Raw genomic sequence first — 26,066 nt, 5'->3', positions numbered from 1 at the left:
TGGCGTTTTTATTTTTGGCTTATCTTTTACCATCTCGGCAACTATCGAGTCAAAAAAGGTAAGCAATCTAGGGCAATAAGGTGTTAGAAAGCTTATTCATGTAACCAAGTCAACGCAGCATCCTCATTTTCAAAGAATTCAATTTCTCCTGCGACAAACCAGCGACCTAGTTTAGTAGCGGTTTCTTGCCAACCTTTATTGCCGTATAGGGCTATTTTAACAAATTGATTGCCATGTTTAAGTCCGAGTTTAAAGTCATCCCAAGCAGCGCTAAGCTCCCAACCTTCAAGCTCTGTCGCATCAAACAGGGCTTTAATCTTAGGCTGTTTGACCTCCGATAGGGCGGAATCAATGACAGGGGTAATCGCGAGGTAATCGCTATGGGTAAGCTTACCTTTGGCTTTTAGGGTTAAGTAAAACTCGTCACTCACTCTCTCTATGCCGATAGAGAAACCGTGTCTTAGTGCATTCATATAGACTCTCCTTGTTAGATAATGCGCGTCATACAGTATTTGTTGATTTGATATCACTCGCGCCATGAAAACTAATCCAGACAACTGCATTGATATCGATGAATATCACGTTTATGCTTTCGGGCAATTTAATTTCGCCTGTTTAGCTATAAAAATCAGGTGTTATTTGGGTACTAGGTATAGAAGAGCTTGGAGCGAAAACCAAGCCAAAAGGAATAATAATGGATCAGCAAGCATATTCAATTGGTGTCAAAGGCCAAAAGTGGGGCGATGCAGAAAAAAACCAGTGGTTTAATGCTCAGTCGGTTAAACGCTCATACCAAGATGAAGTGCTGAGTAAAATTCTAGCGCTTAAAGACTGCTTTAACGTCGAGCAGTATGGCGCGCTGTCATACGATGCTGCACGTTATCCTCTATTTGCCATTAAATCGCCAAACTGGGATGACAACAAAGTGACTATTTTAGTGACCGGTGGCGTGCATGGCTACGAGACAAGCGGCGTTCAAGGTGCGATTCGTTTTGTTGAAACGAAAGCGGCAGAATATGCAAAGCATTTTAATATTTTAGTGGCACCGTGTATTAGCCCTTGGGGTTATGAAACCATTAACCGTTGGAACCCGAAAGCTATTGATCCTAATCGCTCGTTCTATGCAGATAGCCCTGCAGAAGAGTCGGCAGCGTTAATTAAGCTGTTAGCAGAACTTGAGGTGGAGATATTTGCCCATATTGACCTACACGAAACCACCGATACCGATAACAGTGAATTTAGACCGGCATTAGCAGCGCGTGACGCGGTAGAACACACTAACTGGAATATTCCAGACGGATTCTATCTGGTAGGCGATACCATCAATCCACAAGATGCGTTTCAAACGGAAATGATAACAGCAGTAGAGCAGGTGACTCATATCGCTCCAGCCGATGACAGCGGTAAGTTAATTGGTGTTGATCTGGCTCAGTTTGGCGTGATTAATTACGCGACTAAAGCGTTAGGTTTATGCGCGGGCGTGACAGATGCAAAATATGTCACCACAACAGAAGTCTACCCTGATAGCCCATTATCAGATGATGAAAACTGCATTGTGGCGCAGGTCGCTGCGATAACCGGTGGACTGGATTACTTGCTAACCCTGTAGCTTTTGCTTCTTAGCTGTGACCCTAGGCTTTGGTTTATGACTCTAGTTTAAGGCTCTAGTTTAAGGCTCTAGTTTAGCATTTTGCAGTAAAAATGCGGCTTTAGCACAATAGCCTCGTCATATAGATGAGGCTTTTTTATGCCTGTATTTTCATCTGCTTGAAGAAATGTATTTGAAGTAAAAGGTCACTTTCAGTTAACCTGATTGCGATAATAATGACAAAAAACAGCAAAAGGAAATTTGCGAATGAGCATAGTTTTAGCTACCTCAGCTTTTGCTTTATCTCTCTCAGTACTTGCGCCCTTGAACGGCGATTCATCGGTGCTTATTGAAAACCCCAAGGTTACCCAGCAGCAGGGTTGCTTCAGCGGGACATTCTCCAGTTACGATGTGTGGAAAAAAGAGGTAAAGCAAAGGTACCAACCGCACTACCATACCCAAGAACAGATAAGTCATGCGATGAGCTCGTTCGAAGCTCGATATCCACGGCATAAATTTAATTATGCTCAGCGCGAATTAGCTTGCAGCACGTTTACCTATATGGTCGATGGCATTCCAGTTGATGGCTTTGTGATTAAACCCAAGTTCTCAATAAAACCTTTACCAGTGGTGGTTTTTAACCGCGGTGGCAACGGCGACTTTGGCCGGGTAGGCTTCAGCGCTATGATGCACACTCTTTTTCCCATCGCGCAAGAAGGCTTTGTGATTATTGGCAGCCAATATAGGGGCTCCTATAGCGCTCAGCTCCTTTCTCAATCGGGCTCAAAAGCCGTTGACCGAGTAAGTGTCGAGGACGAATTTGGCGGTAAAGATATACAAGATGTGACTCACTTGATTGATTATATTCCGAGTATTGCTGGTGCAGACTCAGAGCGTATTGGCCTATTTGGCTGGAGTCGAGGGGGAATGCAAAACTATCTAGTATTAAAGCAGCTTGAAAATATTAAAGCGGTAGTGACGATAGCCGGGAGCACAGATCTGTTAGCTGGTCTTAGCCAGCGCCCTGATATGGAGCGTGTATATAAAAAACGTATTCCAGACTATCGTCAAAATAAAGCCGCTGAACTTGACAAGCGATCGGTGATTAAGTGGGTCGATAAGTTACCGACTAATGTCCCCATTCTGTTGTTACATGGCAGTGATGATAGGCGAGTCGATGTCAGTCACTCAATTACATTTGCCGAGAAGTTGAAGCAACATAACTTGAGTCATAAGCTGGTTGTTTATGATAAGGATGATCACGGCTTAACCCGCAATAAAGAGCAAGCGTACCAAGAGGTAGTCTCTTGGTTTCAGCAATACCTATAATTTAAAATGAGCATTAACATAATACGAGCATTAACCATCAACACAAAGTAGCAAGGAATGCGCAATGAGAGTATTTAACGAGTTCTGGTTTTGGTTTGGCTTAATCATTTGTCCAATCATTTTTATTGCGAGTGTCTTCAATACAGGTCGATTACTCGGTCATCTTATCTATCGCTCTGAGCCGTTATTACAAGCATTGAGTACTGCGCCTGAGCGTCCTGAGTTAGTGGTCAGCTTCGCTCTGGCTATTTGCAGTGTTTCTGAGTTTTACCGAGCATTTAGCCGCGCAAAAGTAAGGTTTGCAGGCTAAGTTAAACTGACTTCAGACTCGCTAGCAGTAATTGAGACATCTGTATCGCGGTGGAAGTGTTTAATATGTGGTCATATCAATAGTTTGAGTAAGGCGCGGCGTCAAGCCAGAGTTATAACATAGCTTAAAAAAAGAAAACGCAGCCATTACCTGAAATCAGGGGGACTGCGTTTTTTAATGCCTAGAAAATAAACTTTAGCAAGACCATTGTTGCCTATGCAACAAAATTAGTCTAGAATTCACAGTTGTTGTATGTGCAACAATAGTTTTTAAGTAGCAAGTTAACTGGCTGTTCAACTCATGAGTCTGTTGAAGCAAGGCTTAACACCTAACACCTAACACCTAACACCTAACAGCTAAGCCCGTTATGGCCAACGAATAAAGATGCTGGAATTAGAGCAAGTGATGTTTGTGGAGAGAAGATGAAAGACAAAATATACCAATATATTAGCTATGCAGTACTGAGCTTAGCCGTACTGTTTTCGCTATTTTTGGTCACAACAGACAATATCGCCCCTTTCACCACACAGGCTGCTGTACATAAGAACGTGGCGACAATAGCCGCTGAAGTTTCGGGGGGGGTTACTCAGGTCTACGTTGAGAATGGCCAGCAAGTGACTCAGGGGCAGCCATTATTTGCAATTGTTCAAAGTCAGTACCTGATTGCGGTAAAACAGGCCCAAGCTGAGCTTAATCAAGCATTAGAGGATAACTCTGCCAAGGGGCAAGAGTTAGTTGCGGCTGAGCAGGTTATATCCCAGCGCAGCTCAGAGAAAATGAATGCAACCCGTAAGATGAAGCGTTATCAATCGTTATTAAAGCAGGGCACGGTTACACAGCAAGCGCTAGAAGATGCCGAGTTAGCCTATAACGTCGCATTGAGCAGTGAGTCTGCAGCCAAAGCAGATGTGAAGCGTATTAAAGCTGAGCTTGCCACTGAACAAGATAATGCCGCAATTGAACTTGCCAAAGCAAAGTTAGCTCAAGCTCAGTTAGAGCTTGAACATACACAGGTTACAGCGCAACTCGCGGGTTCGGTAAGTAATTTACAACTTCAAACTGGAAGCTATGTCGCGGCGGGTGCGACGGCCATGTTTGTTGTAAATGAGCATGACAGCTGGCTAAGTGCAGACTTCAATGAAAATGGCATTGAGCATATACAAGCTGACGCTCCTGTGATGATTGTGTTCGATGCATTGCCTGGTAACATCTTTTACGGAAAAATTATTAATCAGGATCGCGCCATTTACGATCAATCGAGCATGAGCAATCAATTAGCCGAGGTCACTAATAGCGATCGCTGGATCAGGGAACAGCAAAAAATTCGAACTCGAATTACTATTAATGATCTAAATAAGCAATTGATTTCAGGCTCTCGAGCCAGTGTGATGGTGATAAACGGTAATTGGCTGGTGGATGCTAGTGCTAAGATCTGGATGAGCTTAGTTAGTTACTTTCACTATGTGTATTAACAGGTTTGAAGTCAGGTTCGAATATGTTTTCTAACGCAATGCAAAGAAATGAAGCCATTAGGATCACCTTAGTGATCACGCTTTGTATGTTGGTTGGCCAAATGTTTCGTTTTGACTCTGCGGTCTACCTTGCGCTGTATCCAACAATCGTGATGACCAAAGTAAAAGATTACTCTTGGAGTCATCTTGTAAAAACCTTTGCGCCAACACTGCTCAGTGCATCTATAGCGCTTGTGATTGTTGAACTGTTTCAGTCTCATCCCTTTATTGTGTGGACAATTAGCTTACTGTTTGTCGATTGGATGCGAAAAAAAGCAGATACACCCATTAAGCGTGGCGCAATGATAATGCCGGTTTTTAATTGGATTCTTATCGTCATTTTTTCACAATTTAGTAGTCAGAGCATGCCGGATAGAATTGGTGAAATTTTTCTATCGATGTTGATTACTGTTTGTGTCGCAAAGGTTGCCGTTCGGTTTTTCCCTGTATCAGACTTAGCGGAAAACGCTAAGACTAAGATATTTAAGCCGCAACAAGTCACCTATCAGCAAAGACTTGTGACTATGAGTCTTATCGGCACGGGGATTGCGGTATTGATGAACATTAATCTGCTTTCGGCAACCTTTTGTATGGTGCCAGTCATCGCCGCAGCAACTCAAATTGATCGCAATGCCTATAAAGAGGTGGTGAGGCGCCGCTTCATCACTCAAGTAGGTGGCTGCGCCATTGCTGTGATAGTGAGCGTTTTACTTGCAGGCCATCAAGCGGTTATCAGTTACTATACGCTTATTGTTGGCGCGGCTATTTTTTTGATTGCGACCCAGATGGTCACAGCCGAAAAAGCGTTACGAGACTTTCATGGCGATGCGCTTTTAGCGACAGTCCTACCAATCCAACTTTATATTGGTACCGCTAGTATGGGGTTGGAGAGTATTTTACTTAGAGCGTGGGAACTGGCGCTAACATTAGGTATATTATTCCTATTATTTCAGCTATCTAACAGAAGAGAACACAATGTCACAGACGAGCAAAATGGTGCCGGAGCTTGAAGCTAGTACGTCATTTATGATGGGACTAGCTTATAAACAATTTAGAACCTTGGCTAACCAAGCGTTGACGGCAAAGCTTGGCATTAGTCTGGAAATGTTAGGTGCGCTTAAAGTGTTAGCCCATGCTGGCGAGATGCCGCAGCAAGGGTTAGCTGAAAGCCTACTGCGTGAACGCTCGGCGACTAAGCGACTAGTTGATAACTGCATTAAGCGCGAATTAATCAGCAGCTATAAACATGAAACAAATAAAAAAGCGAAATATTTAGCGATTACAGATAAAGGCATACAGGTAAAAGAGCAGGCTAGCGCTATATTGTCAGGAATTATTGAACAGTTTTACGCGCCATTAACTGCTCAGGAGAGAGAAACGATATTAGTGCTTTGCCGTAAGCTGGTAAAAGATGATGTTTTTTTGGCAAATGACTAACTAATGGGTTAAAACTTTGTAGAACCTAGAACCTAGAACCTAGAACCTAGAACCTAGAACCTAGAACCTAGAACCTAGAACCTAGAACCTAGAACCTAGGATTCTCCATTGAGTCTATAAATTTAGCGCTTTATTCCGCTTCCGATGCAATCACCGCTTTAATGCCGTGAGCGTGCACTTTGACGCAAATGCCGTCTTTTTTAAACGCAATGGTCGGGTTCGCAAGGCGCTCTTTATCGCCTTTTGGGGAGCTCATTTTAACTTTTATGTCAGTTTCACCAGCTAATACTGGGGCTAGCTGTGGCGCTTGCTTGAGCAGTGCCTGAGCCAATGTATCGCAATCTATAGCATTACAATCGAGTACCAGTTCAATATGCTCCCAGCCTTCAGTTGGGTAGACTTTGTCGCTAGGGTAAGGCAGCTCAACACACTCAATGGCATTCGTGCCCATCATTAATGGCGTGGTGAGTTCGATAATCAAAATCGGGCGGCCGTTAATCATGTTGTCTGAAATGATATTACCAACCTTAGCAAACTCAGCTCTCAGCCCATCAGCGCTTTGGTTACTGTTCACTCTGAGCGCGGTATGGTCACACTCTAAAGATAGAGGCTCTAGGCCTAACTCTTGAGTAAATGCTTGTACTTGTTGGCTGAATGTCGTCCAGCTATTGATTAATTCTTGGTATGTCATGCTTGGGCCTTAAAGGTGAAAGGGCACGGGATTTTGAAATTATGTGTGACTAATGTTTGCAGAACCCTACTGGATAAAAATGGCTATCACTTAAAGAAGGCAAATTTATCAAGCAGCTGTTTGTAAAAATAAACTGCTTGTTTAAAGAAGCTGCCTGTTTAAAGAAGCTACTTGTTTAAATAAACTTATCTACTTAAAGAAGCGAGTGTTTAACCATGTTTAGGGCCAGATCTCAATCGGCGTGCCTTCATCAATCGCGCGCCAAAGTTCATCCATCTCTGCATTGGTGACCGCGATACAACCATCGGTCCAATTATACATCTGGGCTTCTTCAGGGGTTAAGCTAGAGTTAGGATTTTCACCGTGGATCATGATCTGCCCGCCTGGACTAATGCCTAGCGCATCGGCACGTAAACGGTCTTCATCATTAGGGTAGGAGATATGAATCGCGCGGTAGTAAGCACTATCAGACTTTTTGTAGTCTAATAAATAACGCCCTTCTGGCGTGCGCTGGTCGCCTTCGGTTAACTTATGCCCAACAGGATTGTCACCCATAGCAATGCGATATTTTTTTATCACCTTACCTTGGCGCAACAGCGACATACTCGCTTCTGACTTTGTCACGATAACTAGATCGGCTTTACCGTTGACCATAGCGCTCGCTATTGTGGCCGGTGAAAAGAGGCTACTTAAGATAAGCAATAATAAACTGAGTGATAAAACAATAACGCGCATGAAAAACCTTGAGTCAATAAGCTAAAACAGAGTCAAATATGGGGGTCATATTACCCTAAAAATCGGTGAGTGTTGACGCTAAAAGCTAAGATTATTTTTGAGCTATCTCTATATGCGTGTCACACTATTGATATCATTTATTTTAATGCGTTGATTAATCAATTTTACTCGATTAAATCTTCGCCATATGCGCAAGGATTTGCTGTAACAATGGCAACCGATAAAGAGTCAGAAAGTATACTAAAACTTAAATTACGCCGGGTTATTTTTGGTACCGATACGCCTGCTGGTCGTTATTTTGATATCAGTTTGATGGTCTGTATTGTGCTAAGCGTGATGTTAGTTTTCTTAGATACTGTCGCAGGTGTCCACGAAAAATACGGTGATATCATCGTCACTATTGAGTGGGGATTTACCGTTATTTTCACCATAGAGTATCTGTTAAGACTCTACTGCTCAGCTAAGCCGCTGAGTTATGCCAAGAGCTTTTATGGCGTTGTTGATTTGCTTTCCGTATTACCGACGTATTTAGCGTTGTTTTTCCCTGGTGCAAGTTTCACTATGGTCATTAGGATCTTGCGTCTATTTCGAATTTTCAGAGTATTAAAGTTATTACGTTATTTAAGCGAAGGAAATTTGCTGCTGCGCGCAATGATGCAGTCGAGCCGTAAGGTATTCATCTTCTTTTTCTCCGTAAGCCTTATCGTGGTTGTGTTGAGCGCAATTATGTATGTGGTTGAAGGGCCTTATAATGGCTTTAGCTCAATTCCTAAATCGATTTACTGGACCATTGTGACCATCACAACGGTAGGTTATGGTGACATCACGCCACAGACTCCTTTAGGCCAAGCAATTGCCGCATTTACCATGTTGCTGGGTTATTCCATTATTGCTATTCCTACGGGGATTTTAACCGCAGAGATCTCACAAGAGATTGGGCGCACGCGTGATTTAAGACGTTGCAGTAACTGTTTGAAGGTTGGGCATGAAACGGATGCTCTATACTGTGATCATTGTGGCAGCGAATTAGAGACCGACCTGTAAAAAATCATCAATGTTAAAGGATTAGCCAAAGGCTAAGAGGTGTTATGGCTGTAGCCAAGTTTGTACAGGGATCGATTTTACGCCACATCTTAGTGATGAGTTCAACCGCCGCTGTCGGTATATCGGCATTGTTTGTGGTCGATTTATTAGATCTTTTCTTTCTCAGTTTTCTTGGTGAGTTAGAGCTAGCGGCGGCGGTTGGTTATGCAGGTACCATCTCCTTTTTTACCACCTCAATTGGCATTGGATTATCGATAGCACTTGGCGCTGTAGTGTCGCGCTCAATTGGCGCCAAAGAAGTTGAAAAAGCTAAACGGCTAATGCTAAATAGTCTCGTTGTCACGCTGTTAGTGAGTATCTTTGTTGCCTTTTGGGTGTACATGTTTATTCCGGAGTTATTGAGCCTAGTGGGGGCAACTGGAGAAACAGCTAAGCTAGCCGAGAGCTTCTTGAATATTGTCGTACCATCGTTACCGTTTATCTGCCTTGCAATGGCGCTAGGTAGTGCGCTGCGCGCAGTGGGTGATGCTAAGTTATCTATGGTATCAACACTTATTGGTGGCGGGGTTAATGCGGTATTTGATCCGATCTTTATCTTTATGTTTGCCATGGGCATAGAAGGCGCGGCGGTAGCCTCTGTATTGGCACGTATTGCCGTGTTTGCGGTAGCGGCAAGAGGTGTGGTGGTTAAACACAACTTACTGGGCCGCTTTAATGTTGAACATTTTGTTGAAGACTTAAAACCCATTTTTGCTATTGCAGGTCCTGCAATGCTCACTAACGTGGCAACCCCTATCGCAAATGGAGTCGTAACGCGCGCCATTGCCGATTTTGGCGATGGCTATGTTGCTGGTTGGGCTGTGCTTGGGCGACTCATTCCGGTGTCATTTGGCATGATCTTCGCGTTATCAGGTGCTGTTGGCCCCATTGTTGGGCAAAACTTTGGCGCACTAGAATTTACACGGGTGAAAGAGTCACTGACCCGAGCGATTCAGTTCTGTACCTTATACGTACTTGGGGTTTCACTGCTGCTTTTCTTGACTCGTCATCAAATTGTCAGCGCGTTTGATATGAAAGGTAATGCGGCAGAGCTTATCTTATTCTTCTGTTCCTATATTGCGGTGTTTTTTATCTTTTCTGGCATATTGTTTGTCGCCAACGCCTCATTTAATAACCTGGGCAAGGCTAAGTACTCAACCTTGTTTAATGTGGGTAAGGCCACGTTAGGCACGATTCCATTTGTGTATTTTGGTGCACAGTGGGGAGGCGTATACGGCGTGTTGGTTGGTCAGGCTATCGGCTCGATTATATTTGGTGTATTGGGTGTTATCGTCGCTTACAGATTGGTTGATAAGGTTCAAGCAATAACTGCCGTTAGTGGGCGCTATAGGGCTCAAAGTCAGATAGAGGAAGATAAAACTGAGTTTGATGAGGAGTTGAGCTTAAGTAGTCAAAATCCTTTGTCTTCATCTTGTGCCAATATGGCCATGGTCAATGAAGAGCAAGATAATGAAGCCAGTAACAAAGTGGCTGAGCTTATTGGTGGACAAGAAGAGAAGGTTTCAACCAAATAAGCTCAATTAGTCTTGATAACTAAGACTCTTAGTAACAGATACTTTAAGCAACAAATACAAGCGATAACAGATACCAGTGATAACAAACACACTGGGTAAAAGTGACACCGTCGGTAAACGTTACATTTGGTAAAAGTTAGTTAGCAGGCGCCGCTTTTTCGTCGTTGCTTGCTATCGGTGCGTCGTTAGTGGCCGCATCAGTTTCAGTCGTCCCTTCTGCTGCAAGCGCTTCTTGCTGGGCAGCTTCTTCAGCAACAAGTTTAGCTTGCTGCTCAGCACGTTCAGCTTTAGACACATATTTTTTGATCGTAGGCGCAGTGTGCTTGTTAAGGCGAGCCTTAGCACGTTTTGCGGTCTTTTTGATCATCTTCTGTTTTCTGTTCATGAGTTCTCTACGATATGCCTATATGACAATTGTGGCACATTGTGCGCCAAGCTAGAAATCGGATGCGGATTTTACCCTAAACGGGGCGTGACTGCTACCGCAGTATTTCATTCAGCGTAATAGACTATTTTACCCTGCTTGATACAAAAACATGTATCCACGAGCCGCTTCGAATTAAAATAAAGACAAAGCATCAATTGTGATGCAGCAGAGAGTATCGATAGCATGATGAATCCACCGAATAAGATCACCTTCTTTAGCCGTTTTGAGGTCGATATTTTAGCGGGCAAAAAAACCATTACACTGCGTGATGAGTCAGAGTCTTTTTATCAGGCAGGCCAGCGCGTTAGCGTGTCAAATCTAGAAGATGGTCGCTGTTACGGTGAGCTGGATATCTTGTCGGTTGAAAAAGTGGCTTATGATGACTTAGATGACAGCCATGCTAGCCAAGAAAATATGAGTCTTGCAGAGCTTAAAACCTTAATTAGGCAGATATATCCAGGGATCACTTCAATGTATATGATCCGTTTTAGTCTGGTTTAATCCGTTTTATCTTTGCCAGTTTTATCCTTAACGTTTTAGTTCAATAAACATTGCCCGCAATCGGGTTAATTTTTCGTAGTGTGCTGTTATTCAAAACTCTGGTTTTTGAATAACGATAGTCCATGCAAAAGCTAACGGCAGCCAGTAGACTGCGTCATTCAAGTGAATAACGCAGTTTTGTATCGCCAGTGATTAACCAGCAAGATTCAAAAACAGAACAAACATGGTTTCCATGGAGGAGAGTGGTAATGTCTAGCTTAAACGGAAAGCCGTGGTATTTTTTCCCAGCAGTGGCGGTCGGTGTTGTGGTGCTCATCTTAGTGGTTAAGCTACGTAGTCATCCGCCACTTGAATTACAGGCCGAACCGAGCAAGCTGGTTGAGGTCATTGAGTTAAAGCAAGTCCCTGTTGTGGCACAGGTCGACGCCTTTGGGCGTGTTAGTCCTAAAATTCAGTGGCAGTTACTGCCTGAAGTGGGCGGGCGCGTGGTATATAAACATCCCGATCTCGCTGTGGGTAAAATCCTGCCAAAAGACACGCTCTTACTGTCTATCGATCCACTGGATTATCAAATTCGACTGTCTCAAGCCCAGGCAGACCGTAAAGCCCTTGAAGGCCAGCTTGCCGGTAAAGGCCTACAGCTTAAAAACTTACAACTATCGCTACAAATTGAAAACAATCGCTATGATCTAGTGCAATCAGATTTAAAGCGTAAAGAGACACTGCGTAAGCAAAACCTTATCTCACAATCTGAGCTTGATGGCGAAAGACAAAACCTATTGGCTCAACAGCAAAAATTACAAGAATTAGATAACAGCTTAAACCTCATGCCCAATGAGACCGATATTCTTAAGGCGCAATTACAGCAAGCGGTTGCCCGTGAAGAGGAGGCTCAGAGCCAACTAGCTAAAACCGAAATACGTCAGCCTTTTGAGGGCCGCGTGGCTGAGGTGAATATCGAAAATAATCAAGTGGTGTCGCCGCAGCAAGTGTTGGCGCGCATTAATGGTATCGAGGTCATGGAGGTTGAAGCCCAAGTGTCACTCGGCGATGTGATGACGCTGATGAAAACCGTCAACAAGCCACAAGGGCAAGAGATGCAATTACCGCGCGCAGAAGCGTTAGGCCTAAGCGCAGAGATCAACTTAAAGGGAGCCACTTACTCCTTTAGCTGGCCGGCTAAAATCAGCCGTATTGGTGAAACCGTTGACCCCACATTAGCCACTGTCAGTGTGGTATTGCAGGTCGAGCAGCAGTACCGTGAGCTTAAAATTGGTCAGTCGCCACCGCTGGTAAACGGCATGTTTGTCAGTGCACGAATTAAAGGCGGAGAACGTGATTACTGGATGGTGCCAGAACGCGCGCTGCACGGTGACAAACTCTATATCATGAACCAAGAAAATCGCTTACAGCTTATTGATGTTCAGGTTCTTTTTCGTCAAGAAGGTCAAGCGGCGCTGCAAGGTGAGTTCGTCGATGGCATGAAGTTAGTGTTAACCGACCTTATTCCGGCGGTGAACGGTATGGCGCTGCGCACTCAAACTGATGACGCTAATGTCGACAACGCGGATAAAGCGAACACTAAGCAGTCGGAAACTAACAAAGCGGAGATTAAGCCGTGATCGGTTTCTTTGTCCGTCATCGCACCGCCACGACCTTGTTGATGTTGGCGTTTATCATTCTAGGAATTAAGGCGCTGCCTCAGCTTAAGCGAGAGACCTTTCCTGAGTTTTCTAAAAACTTCATCAGTGCACAAGTGATCCTACCCGGGGCATCCCCTCAAGACGTGGAAGAAAACCTCTGCCTTAGAATGGAAGATGCCGTCGATAGCCTTGGTAGTATTATTGAAACCAAATGTGACGCGCTAGAAGGCGTTGCTCGCATGACACTTAAGCTTGACGATAAAGCTGAGATTGGCCGCAGCCTTGTTGATGTACAAACTAAGATCTCGGCAATTAAAGACTTTCCGGCAGAAATTGAACCGCCAATTGTTGAACAGTTAGATTTTAACGAGCGGATTATCGATATTGCGGTGTCAGCGTCGACCAGCAAGCCAGAACTTAAAGCCTACGCCGAAGACTTAAAGCGTCGACTCAAGCTAGATACCAGTATTCGGCAAGTGGAGATCGCGGGCTTTTCATCGCACCAATTGTTGGTTGAGATCTCACTCGGCGCGATTAAACGTCTAGGCATGAGTGTGGCCGATGTAGCCAAACAGATTGAACAACAAAACGTGCAGCTACCTAGCGGCACGGTTGAGACGCCAAGTAAGAATATTCTTATTCGCTTCGATCAGCGTGAAGTGCAGCCCGAACGTCTTGCCAATATTGTGATCCGCTCAGACGCTCAGGGCGGAGTCGTACGGCTTGGTGATATTGCCACCATTACCGATAGATTCGAGCTTGATGAAGAGAGCATTCGCTTTGATGGTGAACAAGCCGCAATTTTGACTGTGTTTAAGAATAAGTCGCAAGATTCATTAAGACTAAAAGAGGAAGTCATCGGCTTTTTAGATGCTGAGAAACCGCGCACTCCCAATGGGATCACCATTAGCACTTCCAATGATTTAAGTTCATTGCTGTGGGATCGCCTTAATATGCTAATTGAAAATGGCTTGCAAGGTGTGGTGCTTGTGTTCCTGTGTATGTGGTTGTTTTTTAGCTTACGTTACTCATTTTGGGTGGCCATGGGCTTACCCGTCGCCTTTATGGGCAGCTTGTTTTTTATGGCGCAAGTTGGCTTAACGATTAACATTATGACGCTGGTGGCCTTTTTAATGGCAATCGGCATCATGATGGACGATGCCATTGTTATCGCCGAATCTATAGCGGCCCATATTGAGCGAGGTTTGAGTAAAACTGACGCCGTTATTCAAGGGGTAAAGCGCGTATTGCCTGGGGTCATATCATCCTTTTTAACCACGGTATTTATCTTCTCCAGCATCGCTTTTATGGAAGGCGATATGGGCAAAGTGCTTAGGGTTATTCCGCAAACGTTACTGCTTATCTTGACTGTCAGTTTAGTCGAAGCCTTTTTGATTTTGCCTAACCACCTGGCCCATGCCGCCAAAGGCAAAGAGCGTAAAACCAGTCGTTTCAAACAAAAATTTAACCAACAGTTTGAGCATTTCAGAACGGTACAATTAGTGGCGGCGGTAGAGTGGGTGATCAAATGGCGCTATCTGTTTATGGGCTCAGTGATAAGCTTATTGTTTATCTCTATTTCGCTGGCAGCTGGCGGCGCGGTTAAGTTTATCGGCTTTCCTGAGCTTGACGGCGATGTAGCCGAAGCGCGGATTATCTTGCCGCCGGGTGCAACGCTTGAGCAAACTGAGTTTGTGGTTAATCGAGTGGTCAGCGTTGCTAAACAGCTAGGTGATAAATACAGCGATAAAGAAGACGGACAACAACTTATCCAGCATATTACTGAGCGCTTTAACTTTAACGCCGATGCCGGTGAAAGTGGTGCCCATGTTGCCACGGTAAAAGTTGACTTGCTCAGCGCTGAAGTGCGCCAAACACTGATGAGCACCTTTATCAGAGAATGGCAGCAGGGCGTGGGCGAAATGGTCGATCCGATTGCCATCGTCTTTAAGCAGCCTAAGATGGGGCCTGCTGGGCGCGCGATTGAAATTCGTGTGCGCGGTGACAACTTAAACGAACTTAAATCAGCGGCGATTGAAGTGCAGCAATACTTGCAAGGCTTTAATGGTGTTTCAGGCGTGATGGACAGTATGAGGCCGGGTAAAGCCGAGATTTTAATGACTTTAAAACCGGGGGCAGAAGCCTTTGGCGTAAACGGCATGATGTTAGCGAGCCAGCTTCGTGGCGCTTATTTTCATCAAACAGCCGATACCATTCAAGTGGGGCCAGAGAGCATTCAAATCGATGTACAGCTAGATAAAATTGATGCCGCTAAGCTTGAAAATCTGGCGAACTTCCCAATCAATATCGGTAGCGCAGGCGAGCAAGTACCGCTGTCTGCGGTGGCCAACTTTGAGTGGCAACGAGGCTACGTTAAGATCTCTCGCCTCGATGGCATGCGATTTGTCACCATAACTGGCGAAGTGGATACTCACTTAGCCAACGCTAGCGAAATCAATAACGCCTTTAAAGATGAGCTATTACCTGAGCTTAAAAAGCGCTATCCCGGTATTCGTGTCAGCTATGAAGGTGAAGTTAAAGAGAGCGCGACCACCCAAAACTCAATGGCAAGTGGCTTTATTGTTGGCTTGCTAGCGGTATTTGCCATTTTAAGCCTGCAGTTTAAGAGCTACATTGAACCATTAGTGGTCATGGCCGTTATTCCGCTTGGGTTAATTGGCGTGTTATGGGGTCATCTGTTACTGGGATATTCCATGAGCATGCCGTCGATACTTGGCTTTGTGGCACTTGCCGGGGTGGTGGTCAATGACTCGATATTGCTGGTGCAATATATCCGTTTTCACGTAGAAGAGGGCCAATCGGTGCATCAAGCGGTAGTGAGTGCTAGCAAAGAGCGTTTCAGAGCCGTATTTATTACGTCTCTAACCACAGCTGCGGGCATGTTGCCACTGTTACTTGAAACCAGTATTCAAGCGCAGGTATTACAGCCTTTGGTGGTTTCTATGGTATTTGGTATTTTTGCATCTACCGCGCTAGTGCTATTTATGGTCCCGGCCTGTTACGCGATTCTAGACGATTTTGGCAAGGTCAGTTTTAGTCAGAAAGATGAGGAAATAAAGGCCTAATCAGCTTGTAATGATAGATGCTAAAAAGGCGCTAACCCTTGTGGTTAGCGCCTTTTTTAATGAAATATTGACAAAATAGAGAGTGTGATGCACATAGTAGAGAGCAACATGCAGTCCACTAAAGGATGACTTTAAAGCGGATGTATAAACTTATCTTTTGTTTCTAAAAGCATGGATCCCATGGGTGATGATAAGCGCGATTGCCACCCAAAAACAGCCAATGACAGTGTCATAAAAGCGCCAGCTCATTAGATTTAAATCGCCATTGGGCATCAAGGCAAAATTGATCGCCACCATAACGGTGACCGTTATCGAGAGGCTAAACAGTAAATAGCTTTTCCTGAGACTGAACGGGATCCAAAAGGCAAATATGGCTATCACCAGCGCTAAGCCAAGCTGATCAATATAGCGAACAGAGAAGTAGGCAATGATGATCCCAAGTAAGGTGCCAACGATGCGATCCCATAAATGATGCCAAGAAAGTCTATCATTAATATGCATCACAAATAATATGGTCAAGCCGACCCAACCGGGTTGATTGACATGCAGCCAATTAGCACAGAGGGTTGCAGCCAGTATGGTTAACGGTAACGTGAGGCCATAAAAAGGGCCGTTAGTATCACCTTTAATGATTTGAAAAAATTCATTGCTAGGCGAGTGACCAACCTCGTCAATTTTATATAGCCAGCCTTGCAGTAAAATAAGCGCTAAAGCAAAAAGTGCACCGTAAAAATAAGCGGCGCCTATATTGATTGAAGCTGGGAAGCCCAGCTGAGCCAATAATAATGCAGTGGCAATATATTTACCGAGTAACCCCCAATAGGCGTGTTCTGGTTTTGGCAGGCCAGCGAGAAAGCCAAATACCATTAATGCGGCAATGGCCATGTGTGGATGACCGATTAAGGTCAACCCCAGCGCTGCTGCTAGGATCACCGCGAGCACCCCGATAACGATAGCGAGAATTTGCTTTAATGCCTGACTGCGAGGGTCGAGTAGCAAAGCGAGTAAGGCTCCAAGGCTCATAAATGCGGCTTGAAGAAAATGCTGCGTGAGAGCGCCGTAAATGATAGGCAAACTCATACCTAAAGAAAAAAGAACACCTCTGGTACGCTCATATACAAACATAATGGATTCTGATATTTAGGTTGATTAACAAAAGTATAGAAGTTGTCGCAGAAAAGAATAGTCGTTTATATAAGACGGGCTGATCCCATATAAAAAAGGCGCTAAACCATCAGGTTTAGCGCCTTTTTTATAGAGAGCGGAATTCAGACTGTATTGATTACATCTTGCTAAGCATATTTAATGTGATGGCCACTGAGTTATCAGCAGTTACCTGCTTGGCTTCTTCATAAACTAAGTGTGCCGAACCATCGGCTTTGTCTGAAATGGTGCGAATGACAACCAACGGGATATCGAACATATCGGTAACTTGCGCTACTGCGGCGCCTTCCATTTCAACTGCGATAGCATTGAACTCTTTAAGTAACATGTTTACTACGCTTTTATCGGCAATAAACTGATCGCCAGTGGCAATAACGCCTTGGTGTACCCGCGTTTTACCCACAGACTCTTGCGCAGCGCTAAGGGCTAGTGCTTGCAGTTTTTTATCGGCGTAGAAGAAACGATCGTTATAGCCATCAAGCTGACCTTTTGGCGCGCCAAAAGCGGTTAAGTCAACATCGTGCTGCACCAGCGCGGTTGAAATCACCACATCGGCAACATTCAACTCAGGTCCCGCAGCGCCAGCAATACCGGTGAAAATAATGCTGTTGACATTAAAGTGATTGATCAACACATAAGTGGTGATCGCCGCATTGACTTTACCAACACCAGAGCGAGCGACAACCACAGGTTTACCTTTGATAAGACCTGTGTAATAAGTGTTTTTGGCAATGGTATGGGTTTGGCGTTGCTCAATTTCCGGCAGTAGCTTTTCTATTTCAGCGTCCATCGCTCCCAAAATAGCGATAGGCTGGGCATGGTTTACTGTATTCGTTTGAGCTTCAGTTTGAGCAAGGGCGTTAATCGAGAACAGTGAGTAGAGTAGAGCGAAAATAACAAGAGTGGTGCGCATCTTAGTGGCATTCCAATAGTAAAGATGGGCGCATCATAATGACATTAGCAGTGAGAGTAAACGTGCTTTTCAGCAATATATTACGAACGTGAAGTGGGTAAGTTTTGATTAGAACGGGAAGAGATTTAATGGACATTAATGTTGGCCTTCGAATGAAGACGGATGACATTTATTTTTTTGGTTGCTGTTACCAAGTCGCGCGCTTGAGCTGGTAATGATTAGATATCGTTGCCAGTCTATCCTAGGAAGTTCGGCCATAACACCTGATATGAGCCGGTTCACAAATGCAACGGTGACATAGATGTAATCGTTTGGCTCTGTCCGGTGGGCCTAAACCATTTTGTAGCTATCTCATTAATAGGCGGTTTAGTGCCCATCACTTAAAAGGTGAAACGAGTAGGCTGATGTTTTATTATTACAACTTTTTCATTGGTTTAGCTTATTTTTAAATCACCGTCAGGCTCCGTGATAGCCGTATTAAAGATTATCTAGCGGGCTCACGGTGCCTGCGTAATGTTGGCCAAGCACATGAGTGTAGATTTGAGTGGTATTGACATCATTGTGGCCCAGTAGCTCCTGAATCGTTCTTATGTCTCGCCCAGCTTGAAGTAAATGGGTGGCAAAGCTATGTCTAAAGGTATGGCAAGTAACTCTTTTGATGATATGGGTTTTCCGCACCGCAGCGGCAAGTGCTTTTCGAATAACACTCTGATGTAAATGGTGTCTACAGTGAGTCTTAGTGTACGGATTATCACTTGTGGTGGTTGATGGAAAAACAAACATCCAGCCAGCTTGCCTATATGCATTGGGGTACTTACGCTCTAGTGCATTGGGTAAAGATGGCCCCACACCACAGGTATTGTCCTTAATCTGAATAGCACGCGCAGCATCGATATAAGCAGGTAGTTTGATAGTACATTTTTGACTGAGAATGGTTTGTCTGTCTTTATGGCCTTTTCCATTTCTGACAGTGAGTGAGCAGCGTGCGAGATCGATATCTTGAATACGTAACCTTAAACATTCTGAAACCCGCAGTCCGCTGCCATACAGTAACTCGACAATAAGCTGGTCTCGCCCATTAAGCTGGCAAAGCACCTCAGAAACTTCTTCGGTAGATAGCACAATAGGTAACTGCCTTTGTTTGGTGGCATATCTAAACCCCAAGTCGCCTAGATCTTGTTTTAGGTGTTTATGATAAAGATACACAAGAGCATTGAGCGCCACTTTCTGTGTATTAATAGCAACATTACGTGAGTTAGCCAGAAAACTGAGGAATTGAGTCACTTCAGCTTGCCCCATTACTTCTGGGTGACGCTTTTGCTGAAAGTTAATGAAAGCTTTAATCCAGTACAAATATGCTTTTTCTGTTTTGATACTGTAACCGCGCATACGCATATGTTCACTAACTTGAGTTAAGAAAGGGCTTTTTTTAGCTGTCATGGGAAGTCACTCTTGAACTGTTTATTTATACAGTATTATCTACTTTGCTCGGTTTTTCAGGGAAATGTTGTGTGAATAATGCTCACTTACACTTGAGGAGGGAAGATTTGTGCTATAACATCAATGTCTTATGTAGGTGTTGATTTAAATAACAGGTTTGATAAACGCGCATGCGCGTTTTCTCTAAAAAGTTATTGTTCCATATTTTATTTTCATCAATAAATACAAATGATTAGTTGTGCGCGTTTTAGCTGGTCTAATGAGGTAAACGCGCATGCGCACAAATACTAAGACGTTATCGCGACGTTAGCAGTACAAGGATATGTAATGAAATATAGTCTCACCACCACTCTAGCTTTTTTTACGGTAGTTACTCTAAGTGGGTGTACTTCAACATCAACTTCAAAGTTTACTGAGGTAGAAAAAGAAACATCAAATTTTTGTTCAAAGTTTAACGGAGTTAATGAAATGGGTAAGGAAATTAAAGTCACAACTTACACCATTAAAGTAGAAGAAATTGATGGCGGTGGTAATAAAATAGAAACCAATAAAACAGTAACTTGTGACGTATAGTACTGCTAACAAGCCACTTAAGCAGGACAAAAAACAGTTGGCTTTTTGCTCCTTCGTCGCTAAGTTTAGCCAACAATTTTTTGCCTCTTAGTGGGGCGTTATGTTTTTCACAAGGAAGGAGTCAATTATGACCTCGGTGCACAAAAATATTATTTCATTTCTACTAGGTAGTTCTTTTGCTTATATCTTTGTATGGTTATCTGGTGTTGTTGCAGCCATGCCTGTCCCCGAGTTTCTCCGACCATATAATGAATTCGTGGTTTCCTACTATCCAAATATATTAATCGTATTATTTGCGTCAATTTTATCTTTAATTATTGTTTTAATAGTTCGCAAAGCATTTACTTTATTCACTAAGCAAAACCTATTTTACTTTGCTCTGCCTATAGTTTTATTCTTAGTGTATCTATTAGTATTTATGGGCTTTGCTGTAGCACCTTTAATGTATGCTGCAATTCCAACATTGCTGGTAGCTCTATTGTTAAGCAATGGTGCACAAAAAACATAACAAGCAATTAAAGCGGGACTTTTTATAGTTTGCTCGGTTCCGCTGCGCTACACATTTTAGCAAACTAATAAAAAGCCCCTTAATGTGGGCGTTATACACCAAGAGGTAAAAATGGAATTTTCTCTACTCGCTGAACAACCATCCGCAGCATCAACAGTTGCTAAATGGTACTTTGATGAATGGTGTCGAGACACTGGGCGTTACCCGTTAGAGTTTGTTCAAAAAAATGTTGCTGCGGCTACCAACATAGAAAAGGCTCCAATGCTCATACTTTGTCACATAGGTAATGATTTAGTCGGTGCTGCTGAGCTTAAAATCAGAGAAATGGACGCATTCCCTGAATATGAATTTTGGCTTGGCGGTGTATACGTACGTAAAGATTTTCGCGGTCATGGGATTGGCTCTGCTTTGGTTGCTGAGGCACTAAAAAGAGCCCTTAACGCCAATATCAAAAAGCTATATCTTCAAACTGAAAATTTATCTGGTGGCTTATATACAAAGTTCGGCTTTAATCACTTGCATCAGGTAGATTCAAAAGGCGTGTATGTAACTGTCATGTGCGCTGATACAGGTGTATAACAAGCTGCTAAATCCAGATTCACCAAGGCTGTCATGCCATTTGCTGAGCAAATCGCCTGCCAGCACATGGTTCACTTATTAGCAGGGCGTTAGCAATATTGCAGGAGCTATAGTTGGGTAGATATCAATTTAAAAAGCATTATTATATTAGTCCCTTAAGTGAACCACTTTTATGTCTTCTTTTATGTATTCCATTTTGGTTTTTTAGAGAAAGCATTCCTGATAATCTCTGGGGGAAAGCTATTTTTCTTATAGGAGGTATACCGTTCCTATTAATTTGGCTAGTTGATCGTATTTATAAGGTAATTAAACACCCCAAATTATTTGTATTTGATTTAACTTCAAACAGTTTAATTATTGATGATGCTGTTTACTCCTTTGATGACTTAAAGTTTTTTTACATATCAGAAAATGATGATGCTTTTAAGATGGAGTTTGAGTTTCCTAGCCCTAAACAATTTGAAGCAGGATATAACCTTAAAACACTTGGTATGTATAAACTTGACTCATCACTACAAGAGTTTAATGATTCAATAAAAAACATGAAACATATAAAAACGTTCTCATAGGATTAAACTTATTGCTAACGAATAAGGATAGGCCGCGCGTAGCCGCGTCCTTATCCCGAGTGTTGAACAAGCCCGGGTTTGTAGGAAGTGATACCTTTATATAGTAAATAGCGGCGTGAGAGCTCACGCTGGTTTAGGTCGGGGAGCTTAATTTACACTTTTGGCTAGCCATAGCTATCCCTTAGCACCGACAGCTAATAAGTAAGTCTATAGTTTCAAAAGCTTAATCACCTCCTGCGTTTCACTTCTAGAGATCTAAAATTTCAAAATCCTGTTATCTTACCGCTTAAACAGTGGCGTTAGATTGCTAAGTGCTCTGGCTATGAAAGCTTGTCAGTCGCACCTGCTTTTTTCCATGTACGCCCATAAATGTCATCGGCTGCTGACAGCAAGGACAAGGCCGTATTGCCGCAATGCGTTTTGCCTCTTCGACTAGGGGAAATACCGCCCCTGTGACAACGATCATCAACTGTATTTGTTGCCTCAGTTTGCAGAAGTACCCGCTAAGTAATCCATAATCTCGTACTCGGCGTAACCCTTTGGGCAAAACATGCTGAAGCACTAACCATAGGAACTCTATCGCGGGTAAGGTACGCACTTTATTGGTCTGAGTTTGGCTGTCTAGATACTCGAAGCTGACGTGCCCATCGATATTACTGATGATATTTTTATCAGGCAATACACCGCGATAGAGGTATCTTGATAAGTACTTCAGTGCAGGTAAGCCTTTGCCAACATGCTGGCAATCTACCACCCACTTCTTTGGGGTAGCTGCTGGCAGTGTGATATCTAGCTTATTTGTCAGGTATTCCAGCAACCTTGCTCGCCACACTGTGGCGAGATTAAAGGCGTTGAACAGATATTTACCTCTGCTTTTTTGCCACTGCTTTTTGTCTTTGTTAAAGCTTCCAGCGGGAATGATGAAGTGAAGATGCGGATGGTAGTCTCGGCGTCTGCTGTGGGTATGCAGTACTCCCGTGAAACCTATCTCTCCACCAAGTGATTTTGAGTTGTGTGCAAAGTCTTTAAGTACACTGGCCGCAACTGAAAACATAGCTTGATAGAGCAACTCAGGTTGATGTTTTGCAATGACTCGAAGCTCAAAAGGTAAAGTGAACGTCACCATGTAATACTCAACGGGCAATAACTTAGTCTGTTGTTTAGCTAGCCAATCTGCCGTGGTGTTGTGCTGGCATTGAGGGCAGCTCCGGTGACCACATGAGAGTGGATAATCAGTGGTATGAGTACAACTCTGACATGCCCAAAGACTCGTGCGTTCAGTATTGCTGCGGCAGCTGAGCATCGAATAAATGGCTTGTCGCCTCGCGGTTGTTATCTGTTGCTCGTATGCCTGATTAAACGCATCAAGATGAGCATGTAAAATATCGACGAACTTCATACGCCACACTCCCATTTCAGCGCTAAACCATCCGTCAGCAGGTTAATTGCTTCGACCGTGTTCTTGCGAGTGATCTGGGAAAGCGTTGCTGTTCAAATGTGTTCATGACAATACTCCTAGGGTTACGACCAAGGCTGGTCGCTACTAGAAAGTATTTAGGATGTGCAAGGAAAGAGGCTTGTTATCTCTTCTGCCGCAGAGCGGCTTCGTTCAACAAGGTCTTAAAGTCGGATTCGTAACAGTTGCCTCGGTTCCGCTTCGCTACACATTGTAGCCAACTATTTTTCGCCGCTTAAGGCGGCGTTAATGAGGCGTTACCGAATATCCGCGTACCATACATTCTGTCCAAAAATGAGTTTGTAACATCTGAGACACTTTGTGAACACCAAGGGACTTTGTCGTATCTTAACTACCAACCGATTTTGTCGGTTTGCTTTCACGAAGAACACGGAGGTAAAGCTTAAGCTGTTAAAAGGCTTGCGTTGTTGTCTTTCTTTGTTGTCTGCGGGTCCTTGGTGGTGAGCGGCTTTAATCCTAATGTGATTTTAGCGCTATTAGCCTTTAATAAAGCAGCTGAAACAGCTACTTTTGTCGCTATGAATAGATTATTCTCTGTCGGTAACCTTTTGAATTGGATCGAGTCAAATGCTTTGGACAATAGCCGAGAAGTTAACAAAGAGCGGTGTGCAAACGGGGGCATTACTGCCGTTAACGGATGCTGATACATTAATTGAACTCGATGGAATCAACTATGTAGGCAACATAGTCACAGAGAACATGGCGAAAAAGCATCAGCCGCAGGTGTCGCTACATGATCCTTTTCTTGCTCCTTATGATCCCGCACTTTATATTGGTGAGATTGGTTCAGAGCATGTCTGTTTACTGAACAAATTTCCGATTATCACTCCACATATATTGATCTGTGCTAAAGAATGTCTTTCGCAAACATCGGCTTTGAGACTAGTCGACTTTAAGGCGTGGATTCAGGGCTTTTCTTCAGCGGATACGCTGGGTTTTTTTAATGCCGGGCATGATGCTGGGGCTAGCCAAATGCACCGTCATATGCAAATAGTGAAGACGCCAATCACATTAGAAGCCTTAATACTCTCAGGCAAATTGCCCTTTAAGCATTATCTATTTCAATTTGAACATTTAGATGCTCAATTGTTGATACAGCATTATAACGCCGCGATGCTTAAGTTTGGCCGCTATAAAGCGACCTTGACTGACGGCGCCGCCGATTGCTTACCTTATAATATTTTATTGACTCAGGGCTGGATGTTAATCGTGCCACGATCTACCAATGTGGTGGGTACTGTGTCTGGTCACGGTCTGTGTTATAGCGGTCGATTTCTCGTTAACTCAGAACAGCAGCTTTGTTGGTTAACTGAGTATGGTTTTTTGCAGTTCCTTACGGAATGTGGTTACCCAATTGAGCAGTAGAGAGATCTTGATTAGATTTAGGTTAAAACATGGTTGTTTTTTAGCTTGTTGTGATTAAATCAGACTGTGGTTAAATTAATCAGTAATTAAATTAGCCCATGGATTTAAAGGGCTTTTGATTTAAAGGACTTTTGATTTAAAAAACTTTGGATTCAACGAGCTTTAGATTTAAATAGCAGGGAATGGACTGTTTTAAATAAGCAGTCCATCCACATAATCAATAAGCACATTAAGAATCAAACTTAGCGATATCGGCTTCATCGGCGCCATCATTACACTCACCACGGATCATTCCACGGTCGTACTGAATACTGCGGCTCAGTTCGATATATCCCTCTTTGCAGTAGCCGGTCATTTCGATGGTTTGTTGTAAACCATGCTCAATCTTCTCTGTCCACATCGTTAAATCTGGCCCTTGATATCGTTTGTTAGCACGAGAACGCTTCTTTTGGTTTGAGCGCACCTCGTGTGGTAAAGCTTGGCTTTGTGGTGTTTCCATGGTGAGAATGGCGCGGTAAGTAAATAGCTTTAAACCATTACCTTTAATATCGGTTCTAAAAGAGTCACTGACTTGGCCTGCAAATTTTTCGGGCTCGATATCAGGCTGGCTGCTACACGCGCTGAGCAAGCTACTGAGTACGACGACAAAAGACAATGTTGTTAAGCGCATAAGATTTTTTGTTCTAATTATAGGTTTATACGGGCCAGCATAACGTATATTGAAGTAAGTTAGCAGCGAGATTACAGGATTTTACAGTTCATGGACGCAGGTTTAATCGATTTCTGGCATAGACGGCTGAGCGACATTAACTGGAGCTTTTCCAGTGGGGATATCGCCACATTGCTGATCTTAGCCTTATGGGTTTGGGTGATTTACCCAAGCGATGAGCTGGTTCAGTTATTGAGGACTCCCGCTAAGCAAACCCATGTTTTGATGGCAAGCATAGCGCTAACCGGTTTGTGGCTGATGAACGCCAGTGTCACGCCGGAGATCCATGTTCACTTTCTAGGCTTAGTGGTGTTAATGCTGATGTTTGGTTGGCGCTTGGCCAGCTTAATAGCGTTATTGCCAACACTATTTTTTGCTCTATTTGTCTTTAAACAGCCCGCAGTATTCGCTATCTATGGGCTGCTTGGGGTGTGTTTGCCTCTCTTTTGCTGTTTCTTGGTGTACAGCCTGGTATTTAAGTACTTACCCCATCATCTGTTTATCTATATTTTTTGCGGCGCGTTTATCAACGGCTTTTTATCTATTTTGTTTCATATTTTTGCTTGGGCGACGTGGTTATCGTTCACCACTAAATACGACTGGGCGTATTTGAGTCATAACTATTTAGTGCTTATTGGGCTGTTAGGTTTTCCTGAAGCCTTGCTCAATGGCATGGCAATTACCTTGCTGGTGGTATACCGGCCCGAATGGCTTTAAGACTATTCAGACAGAACTTATCTGTGGAAGAAATAGTTTTTTGTAGAAGGGCGCTTCGCTTTGAGAGCGGACTACGTCCGGCTAGTGGAGAGGTTAGAGCGCTAGGCTTCTAGATAAGGCTGTTAGGTAAGGTTTCTAGTTAAGGCTGTTAGGTAAGGCTTATGTAGGTTGGGCAT

At 43.6% G+C, this 26,066-nt stretch carries 26 protein-coding genes; 17 read left to right on the top strand and 9 right to left on the bottom strand.

Features of this window, described 5'->3' with window-relative positions:
* Positions 1-92: 92 nt before the first annotated feature.
* Positions 93-473 (bottom strand): STAS/SEC14 domain-containing protein, encoded by a 381-nt coding sequence (locus ACVBIO_RS08245; protein ID WP_447172380.1) that lies wholly within the window; start codon positions 471-473, stop codon positions 93-95.
* A gap of 221 nt (positions 474-694) precedes the next feature.
* Here ACVBIO_RS08245 and ACVBIO_RS08240 point away from each other — a divergent pair, with 221 nt between their 5' ends.
* The 6 genes from ACVBIO_RS08240 to ACVBIO_RS08215 all read left to right on the top strand — a co-directional run bounded on the left by ACVBIO_RS08240 (position 695) and on the right by ACVBIO_RS08215 (position 6,175).
* Positions 695-1,609 (top strand): M14 family metallopeptidase, encoded by a 915-nt coding sequence (locus ACVBIO_RS08240; RefSeq protein ID WP_447172379.1) that lies wholly within the window; start codon positions 695-697, stop codon positions 1,607-1,609.
* Between the two features lie 246 nt (positions 1,610-1,855).
* Complete coding sequence (locus tag ACVBIO_RS08235) at positions 1,856-2,917, top strand: alpha/beta hydrolase family protein (protein WP_447162515.1); 1,062 nt, start codon at positions 1,856-1,858, stop codon at positions 2,915-2,917.
* A gap of 64 nt (positions 2,918-2,981) precedes the next feature.
* Positions 2,982-3,227 carry a hypothetical protein gene (locus ACVBIO_RS08230; protein WP_220762826.1) on the top strand — a complete coding sequence of 82 codons (246 nt, stop codon included), beginning with the start codon at positions 2,982-2,984 and terminating at the stop codon, positions 3,225-3,227.
* Between the two features lie 422 nt (positions 3,228-3,649).
* Positions 3,650-4,699 (top strand): HlyD family secretion protein, encoded by a 1,050-nt coding sequence (locus ACVBIO_RS08225; protein ID WP_447172378.1) that lies wholly within the window; start codon positions 3,650-3,652, stop codon positions 4,697-4,699.
* A gap of 23 nt (positions 4,700-4,722) precedes the next feature.
* Positions 4,723-5,748: a DUF2955 domain-containing protein gene (locus ACVBIO_RS08220; RefSeq protein WP_447172377.1), complete on the top strand. Its 1,026-nt coding sequence runs from the start codon at positions 4,723-4,725 to the stop codon at positions 5,746-5,748.
* On the top strand, positions 5,714-6,175 hold the full coding sequence (locus tag ACVBIO_RS08215) for a MarR family winged helix-turn-helix transcriptional regulator (protein WP_447163410.1): 462 nt from the start codon (positions 5,714-5,716) through the stop codon (positions 6,173-6,175). The genes ACVBIO_RS08220 and ACVBIO_RS08215 overlap by 35 nt, the downstream gene beginning before the upstream one ends.
* 130 nt (positions 6,176-6,305) lie before the next feature.
* On the opposite strand, the gene ACVBIO_RS08210 is transcribed toward ACVBIO_RS08215, so the two are convergent.
* Positions 6,306-6,866, bottom strand: coding sequence for a VOC family protein (locus ACVBIO_RS08210; protein ID WP_447163409.1), 561 nt, complete (start codon positions 6,864-6,866; stop codon positions 6,306-6,308).
* A 219-nt stretch (positions 6,867-7,085) separates the two neighbouring features.
* Entirely contained in the window at positions 7,086-7,601 is a 516-nt protein-coding gene (locus ACVBIO_RS08205) for a L,D-transpeptidase family protein (protein WP_447162520.1), read from the bottom strand.
* Between the two features lie 210 nt (positions 7,602-7,811).
* Here ACVBIO_RS08205 and ACVBIO_RS08200 point away from each other — a divergent pair, with 210 nt between their 5' ends.
* Positions 7,812-8,645: an ion transporter gene (locus ACVBIO_RS08200; protein WP_447162521.1), complete on the top strand. Its 834-nt coding sequence runs from the start codon at positions 7,812-7,814 to the stop codon at positions 8,643-8,645.
* A 44-nt stretch (positions 8,646-8,689) separates the two neighbouring features.
* Entirely contained in the window at positions 8,690-10,219 is a 1,530-nt protein-coding gene (locus ACVBIO_RS08195; RefSeq protein ID WP_447172376.1) for an MATE family efflux transporter, read from the top strand.
* A 136-nt stretch (positions 10,220-10,355) separates the two neighbouring features.
* Here the strand turns inward: ACVBIO_RS08195 and ACVBIO_RS08190 are convergent, their stop codons facing one another.
* The gene (locus ACVBIO_RS08190) at positions 10,356-10,604 is read right to left on the bottom strand and encodes a DUF2986 domain-containing protein (protein WP_447162523.1); all 249 of its coding nucleotides are present in this window, start codon (positions 10,602-10,604) and stop codon (positions 10,356-10,358) included.
* 228 nt (positions 10,605-10,832) lie between these two features.
* Between ACVBIO_RS08190 and yqfB the strand changes: the two genes are divergently transcribed.
* The 3 genes from yqfB to ACVBIO_RS08175 all read left to right on the top strand — a co-directional run bounded on the left by yqfB (position 10,833) and on the right by ACVBIO_RS08175 (position 15,876).
* Positions 10,833-11,147: a N(4)-acetylcytidine aminohydrolase gene (gene yqfB / locus ACVBIO_RS08185; protein WP_447162540.1), complete on the top strand. Its 315-nt coding sequence runs from the start codon at positions 10,833-10,835 to the stop codon at positions 11,145-11,147.
* A 248-nt stretch (positions 11,148-11,395) separates the two neighbouring features.
* On the top strand, positions 11,396-12,769 hold the full coding sequence (locus tag ACVBIO_RS08180; RefSeq protein WP_447162524.1) for an efflux RND transporter periplasmic adaptor subunit: 1,374 nt from the start codon (positions 11,396-11,398) through the stop codon (positions 12,767-12,769).
* Positions 12,766-15,876 carry an efflux RND transporter permease subunit gene (locus ACVBIO_RS08175; protein ID WP_447172375.1) on the top strand — a complete coding sequence of 1,037 codons (3,111 nt, stop codon included), beginning with the start codon at positions 12,766-12,768 and terminating at the stop codon, positions 15,874-15,876. Before ACVBIO_RS08180 ends, ACVBIO_RS08175 begins: the two co-directional genes overlap by 4 nt.
* A 150-nt stretch (positions 15,877-16,026) precedes the next feature.
* Here the strand turns inward: ACVBIO_RS08175 and ACVBIO_RS08170 are convergent, their stop codons facing one another.
* From ACVBIO_RS08170 to ACVBIO_RS08160, 3 genes are all read right to left on the bottom strand, one after another.
* Positions 16,027-17,001: an FUSC family protein gene (locus ACVBIO_RS08170; RefSeq protein ID WP_447172374.1), complete on the bottom strand. Its 975-nt coding sequence runs from the start codon at positions 16,999-17,001 to the stop codon at positions 16,027-16,029.
* A gap of 157 nt (positions 17,002-17,158) precedes the next feature.
* The gene (locus tag ACVBIO_RS08165; protein WP_447163403.1) at positions 17,159-17,953 is read right to left on the bottom strand and encodes a 5'-methylthioadenosine/adenosylhomocysteine nucleosidase; all 795 of its coding nucleotides are present in this window, start codon (positions 17,951-17,953) and stop codon (positions 17,159-17,161) included.
* A gap of 477 nt (positions 17,954-18,430) precedes the next feature.
* A complete protein-coding gene (locus tag ACVBIO_RS08160; protein ID WP_447172373.1) occupies positions 18,431-19,393 on the bottom strand; it encodes an integron integrase in 963 nt (320 codons plus the stop codon).
* A 327-nt stretch (positions 19,394-19,720) separates the two neighbouring features.
* On the opposite strand from ACVBIO_RS08160, the gene ACVBIO_RS08155 reads away from it, so the two are divergent.
* From ACVBIO_RS08155 to ACVBIO_RS08140, 4 genes are all read left to right on the top strand, one after another.
* Positions 19,721-19,966: a hypothetical protein gene (locus ACVBIO_RS08155; RefSeq protein ID WP_447172372.1), complete on the top strand. Its 246-nt coding sequence runs from the start codon at positions 19,721-19,723 to the stop codon at positions 19,964-19,966.
* Positions 19,967-20,093: 127 nt separating this feature from the next.
* Positions 20,094-20,474: a hypothetical protein gene (locus ACVBIO_RS08150; protein ID WP_447162532.1), complete on the top strand. Its 381-nt coding sequence runs from the start codon at positions 20,094-20,096 to the stop codon at positions 20,472-20,474.
* A gap of 111 nt (positions 20,475-20,585) precedes the next feature.
* The gene (locus ACVBIO_RS08145; RefSeq protein ID WP_447172371.1) at positions 20,586-21,053 is read left to right on the top strand and encodes a GNAT family N-acetyltransferase; all 468 of its coding nucleotides are present in this window, start codon (positions 20,586-20,588) and stop codon (positions 21,051-21,053) included.
* Between the two features lie 113 nt (positions 21,054-21,166).
* Positions 21,167-21,622, top strand: coding sequence for a hypothetical protein (locus ACVBIO_RS08140; protein ID WP_447172370.1), 456 nt, complete (start codon positions 21,167-21,169; stop codon positions 21,620-21,622).
* Positions 21,623-21,929: 307 nt separating this feature from the next.
* Here the strand turns inward: ACVBIO_RS08140 and ACVBIO_RS08135 are convergent, their stop codons facing one another.
* Positions 21,930-23,021 carry an IS91 family transposase gene (locus ACVBIO_RS08135; RefSeq protein ID WP_447172369.1) on the bottom strand — a complete coding sequence of 364 codons (1,092 nt, stop codon included), beginning with the start codon at positions 23,019-23,021 and terminating at the stop codon, positions 21,930-21,932.
* A 645-nt stretch (positions 23,022-23,666) separates the two neighbouring features.
* Between ACVBIO_RS08135 and ACVBIO_RS08130 the strand changes: the two genes are divergently transcribed.
* Positions 23,667-24,464 carry a phosphorylase gene (locus tag ACVBIO_RS08130; protein WP_447162537.1) on the top strand — a complete coding sequence of 266 codons (798 nt, stop codon included), beginning with the start codon at positions 23,667-23,669 and terminating at the stop codon, positions 24,462-24,464.
* Positions 24,465-24,693: 229 nt separating this feature from the next.
* Here the strand turns inward: ACVBIO_RS08130 and ACVBIO_RS08125 are convergent, their stop codons facing one another.
* Positions 24,694-25,134 carry a hypothetical protein gene (locus tag ACVBIO_RS08125; protein ID WP_447162538.1) on the bottom strand — a complete coding sequence of 147 codons (441 nt, stop codon included), beginning with the start codon at positions 25,132-25,134 and terminating at the stop codon, positions 24,694-24,696.
* 90 nt (positions 25,135-25,224) lie between these two features.
* On the opposite strand from ACVBIO_RS08125, the gene ACVBIO_RS08120 reads away from it, so the two are divergent.
* A complete protein-coding gene (locus tag ACVBIO_RS08120; protein ID WP_447172368.1) occupies positions 25,225-25,890 on the top strand; it encodes an energy-coupling factor ABC transporter permease in 666 nt (221 codons plus the stop codon).
* The last annotated feature ends 176 nt before the right edge of the window (positions 25,891-26,066 follow it).

Source organism: Shewanella sp. 0m-8, assembly GCF_052977265.1.
This window is presented reverse-complemented; position numbering and strand designations above follow the sequence as displayed.

What these genes read in the sequence shown, in the direction of transcription:
- ACVBIO_RS08170 (WP_447172374.1), bottom strand. Translation starts at nt 17,001, where the DNA reads ATGTTTGTATATGAGCGTACCAGAGGTGTTCTTTTTTCTTTAGGTATG.
- ACVBIO_RS08190 (WP_447162523.1), bottom strand. Translation starts at nt 10,604, where the DNA reads ATGAACAGAAAACAGAAGATGATCAAAAAGACCGCAAAACGTGCTAAG.
- ACVBIO_RS08145 (WP_447172371.1), top strand. Translation starts at nt 20,586, where the DNA reads ATGGAATTTTCTCTACTCGCTGAACAACCATCCGCAGCATCAACAGTT.
- ACVBIO_RS08215 (WP_447163410.1), top strand. Translation starts at nt 5,714, where the DNA reads ATGTCACAGACGAGCAAAATGGTGCCGGAGCTTGAAGCTAGTACGTCA.
- yqfB (WP_447162540.1), top strand. Translation starts at nt 10,833, where the DNA reads ATGAATCCACCGAATAAGATCACCTTCTTTAGCCGTTTTGAGGTCGAT.
- ACVBIO_RS08225 (WP_447172378.1), top strand. Translation starts at nt 3,650, where the DNA reads ATGAAAGACAAAATATACCAATATATTAGCTATGCAGTACTGAGCTTA.
- ACVBIO_RS08205 (WP_447162520.1), bottom strand. Translation starts at nt 7,601, where the DNA reads ATGCGCGTTATTGTTTTATCACTCAGTTTATTATTGCTTATCTTAAGT.
- ACVBIO_RS08220 (WP_447172377.1), top strand. Translation starts at nt 4,723, where the DNA reads ATGTTTTCTAACGCAATGCAAAGAAATGAAGCCATTAGGATCACCTTA.
- ACVBIO_RS08195 (WP_447172376.1), top strand. Translation starts at nt 8,690, where the DNA reads ATGGCTGTAGCCAAGTTTGTACAGGGATCGATTTTACGCCACATCTTA.
- ACVBIO_RS08155 (WP_447172372.1), top strand. Translation starts at nt 19,721, where the DNA reads ATGAAATATAGTCTCACCACCACTCTAGCTTTTTTTACGGTAGTTACT.
- ACVBIO_RS08150 (WP_447162532.1), top strand. Translation starts at nt 20,094, where the DNA reads ATGACCTCGGTGCACAAAAATATTATTTCATTTCTACTAGGTAGTTCT.
- ACVBIO_RS08235 (WP_447162515.1), top strand. Translation starts at nt 1,856, where the DNA reads ATGAGCATAGTTTTAGCTACCTCAGCTTTTGCTTTATCTCTCTCAGTA.
- ACVBIO_RS08245 (WP_447172380.1), bottom strand. Translation starts at nt 473, where the DNA reads ATGAATGCACTAAGACACGGTTTCTCTATCGGCATAGAGAGAGTGAGT.
- ACVBIO_RS08200 (WP_447162521.1), top strand. Translation starts at nt 7,812, where the DNA reads ATGGCAACCGATAAAGAGTCAGAAAGTATACTAAAACTTAAATTACGC.
- ACVBIO_RS08125 (WP_447162538.1), bottom strand. Translation starts at nt 25,134, where the DNA reads ATGCGCTTAACAACATTGTCTTTTGTCGTCGTACTCAGTAGCTTGCTC.
- ACVBIO_RS08230 (WP_220762826.1), top strand. Translation starts at nt 2,982, where the DNA reads ATGAGAGTATTTAACGAGTTCTGGTTTTGGTTTGGCTTAATCATTTGT.
- ACVBIO_RS08180 (WP_447162524.1), top strand. Translation starts at nt 11,396, where the DNA reads ATGTCTAGCTTAAACGGAAAGCCGTGGTATTTTTTCCCAGCAGTGGCG.
- ACVBIO_RS08165 (WP_447163403.1), bottom strand. Translation starts at nt 17,953, where the DNA reads ATGCGCACCACTCTTGTTATTTTCGCTCTACTCTACTCACTGTTCTCG.
- ACVBIO_RS08210 (WP_447163409.1), bottom strand. Translation starts at nt 6,866, where the DNA reads ATGACATACCAAGAATTAATCAATAGCTGGACGACATTCAGCCAACAA.
- ACVBIO_RS08240 (WP_447172379.1), top strand. Translation starts at nt 695, where the DNA reads ATGGATCAGCAAGCATATTCAATTGGTGTCAAAGGCCAAAAGTGGGGC.
- ACVBIO_RS08135 (WP_447172369.1), bottom strand. Translation starts at nt 23,021, where the DNA reads ATGAAGTTCGTCGATATTTTACATGCTCATCTTGATGCGTTTAATCAG.
- ACVBIO_RS08130 (WP_447162537.1), top strand. Translation starts at nt 23,667, where the DNA reads ATGCTTTGGACAATAGCCGAGAAGTTAACAAAGAGCGGTGTGCAAACG.
- ACVBIO_RS08120 (WP_447172368.1), top strand. Translation starts at nt 25,225, where the DNA reads ATGGACGCAGGTTTAATCGATTTCTGGCATAGACGGCTGAGCGACATT.
- ACVBIO_RS08160 (WP_447172373.1), bottom strand. Translation starts at nt 19,393, where the DNA reads ATGACAGCTAAAAAAAGCCCTTTCTTAACTCAAGTTAGTGAACATATG.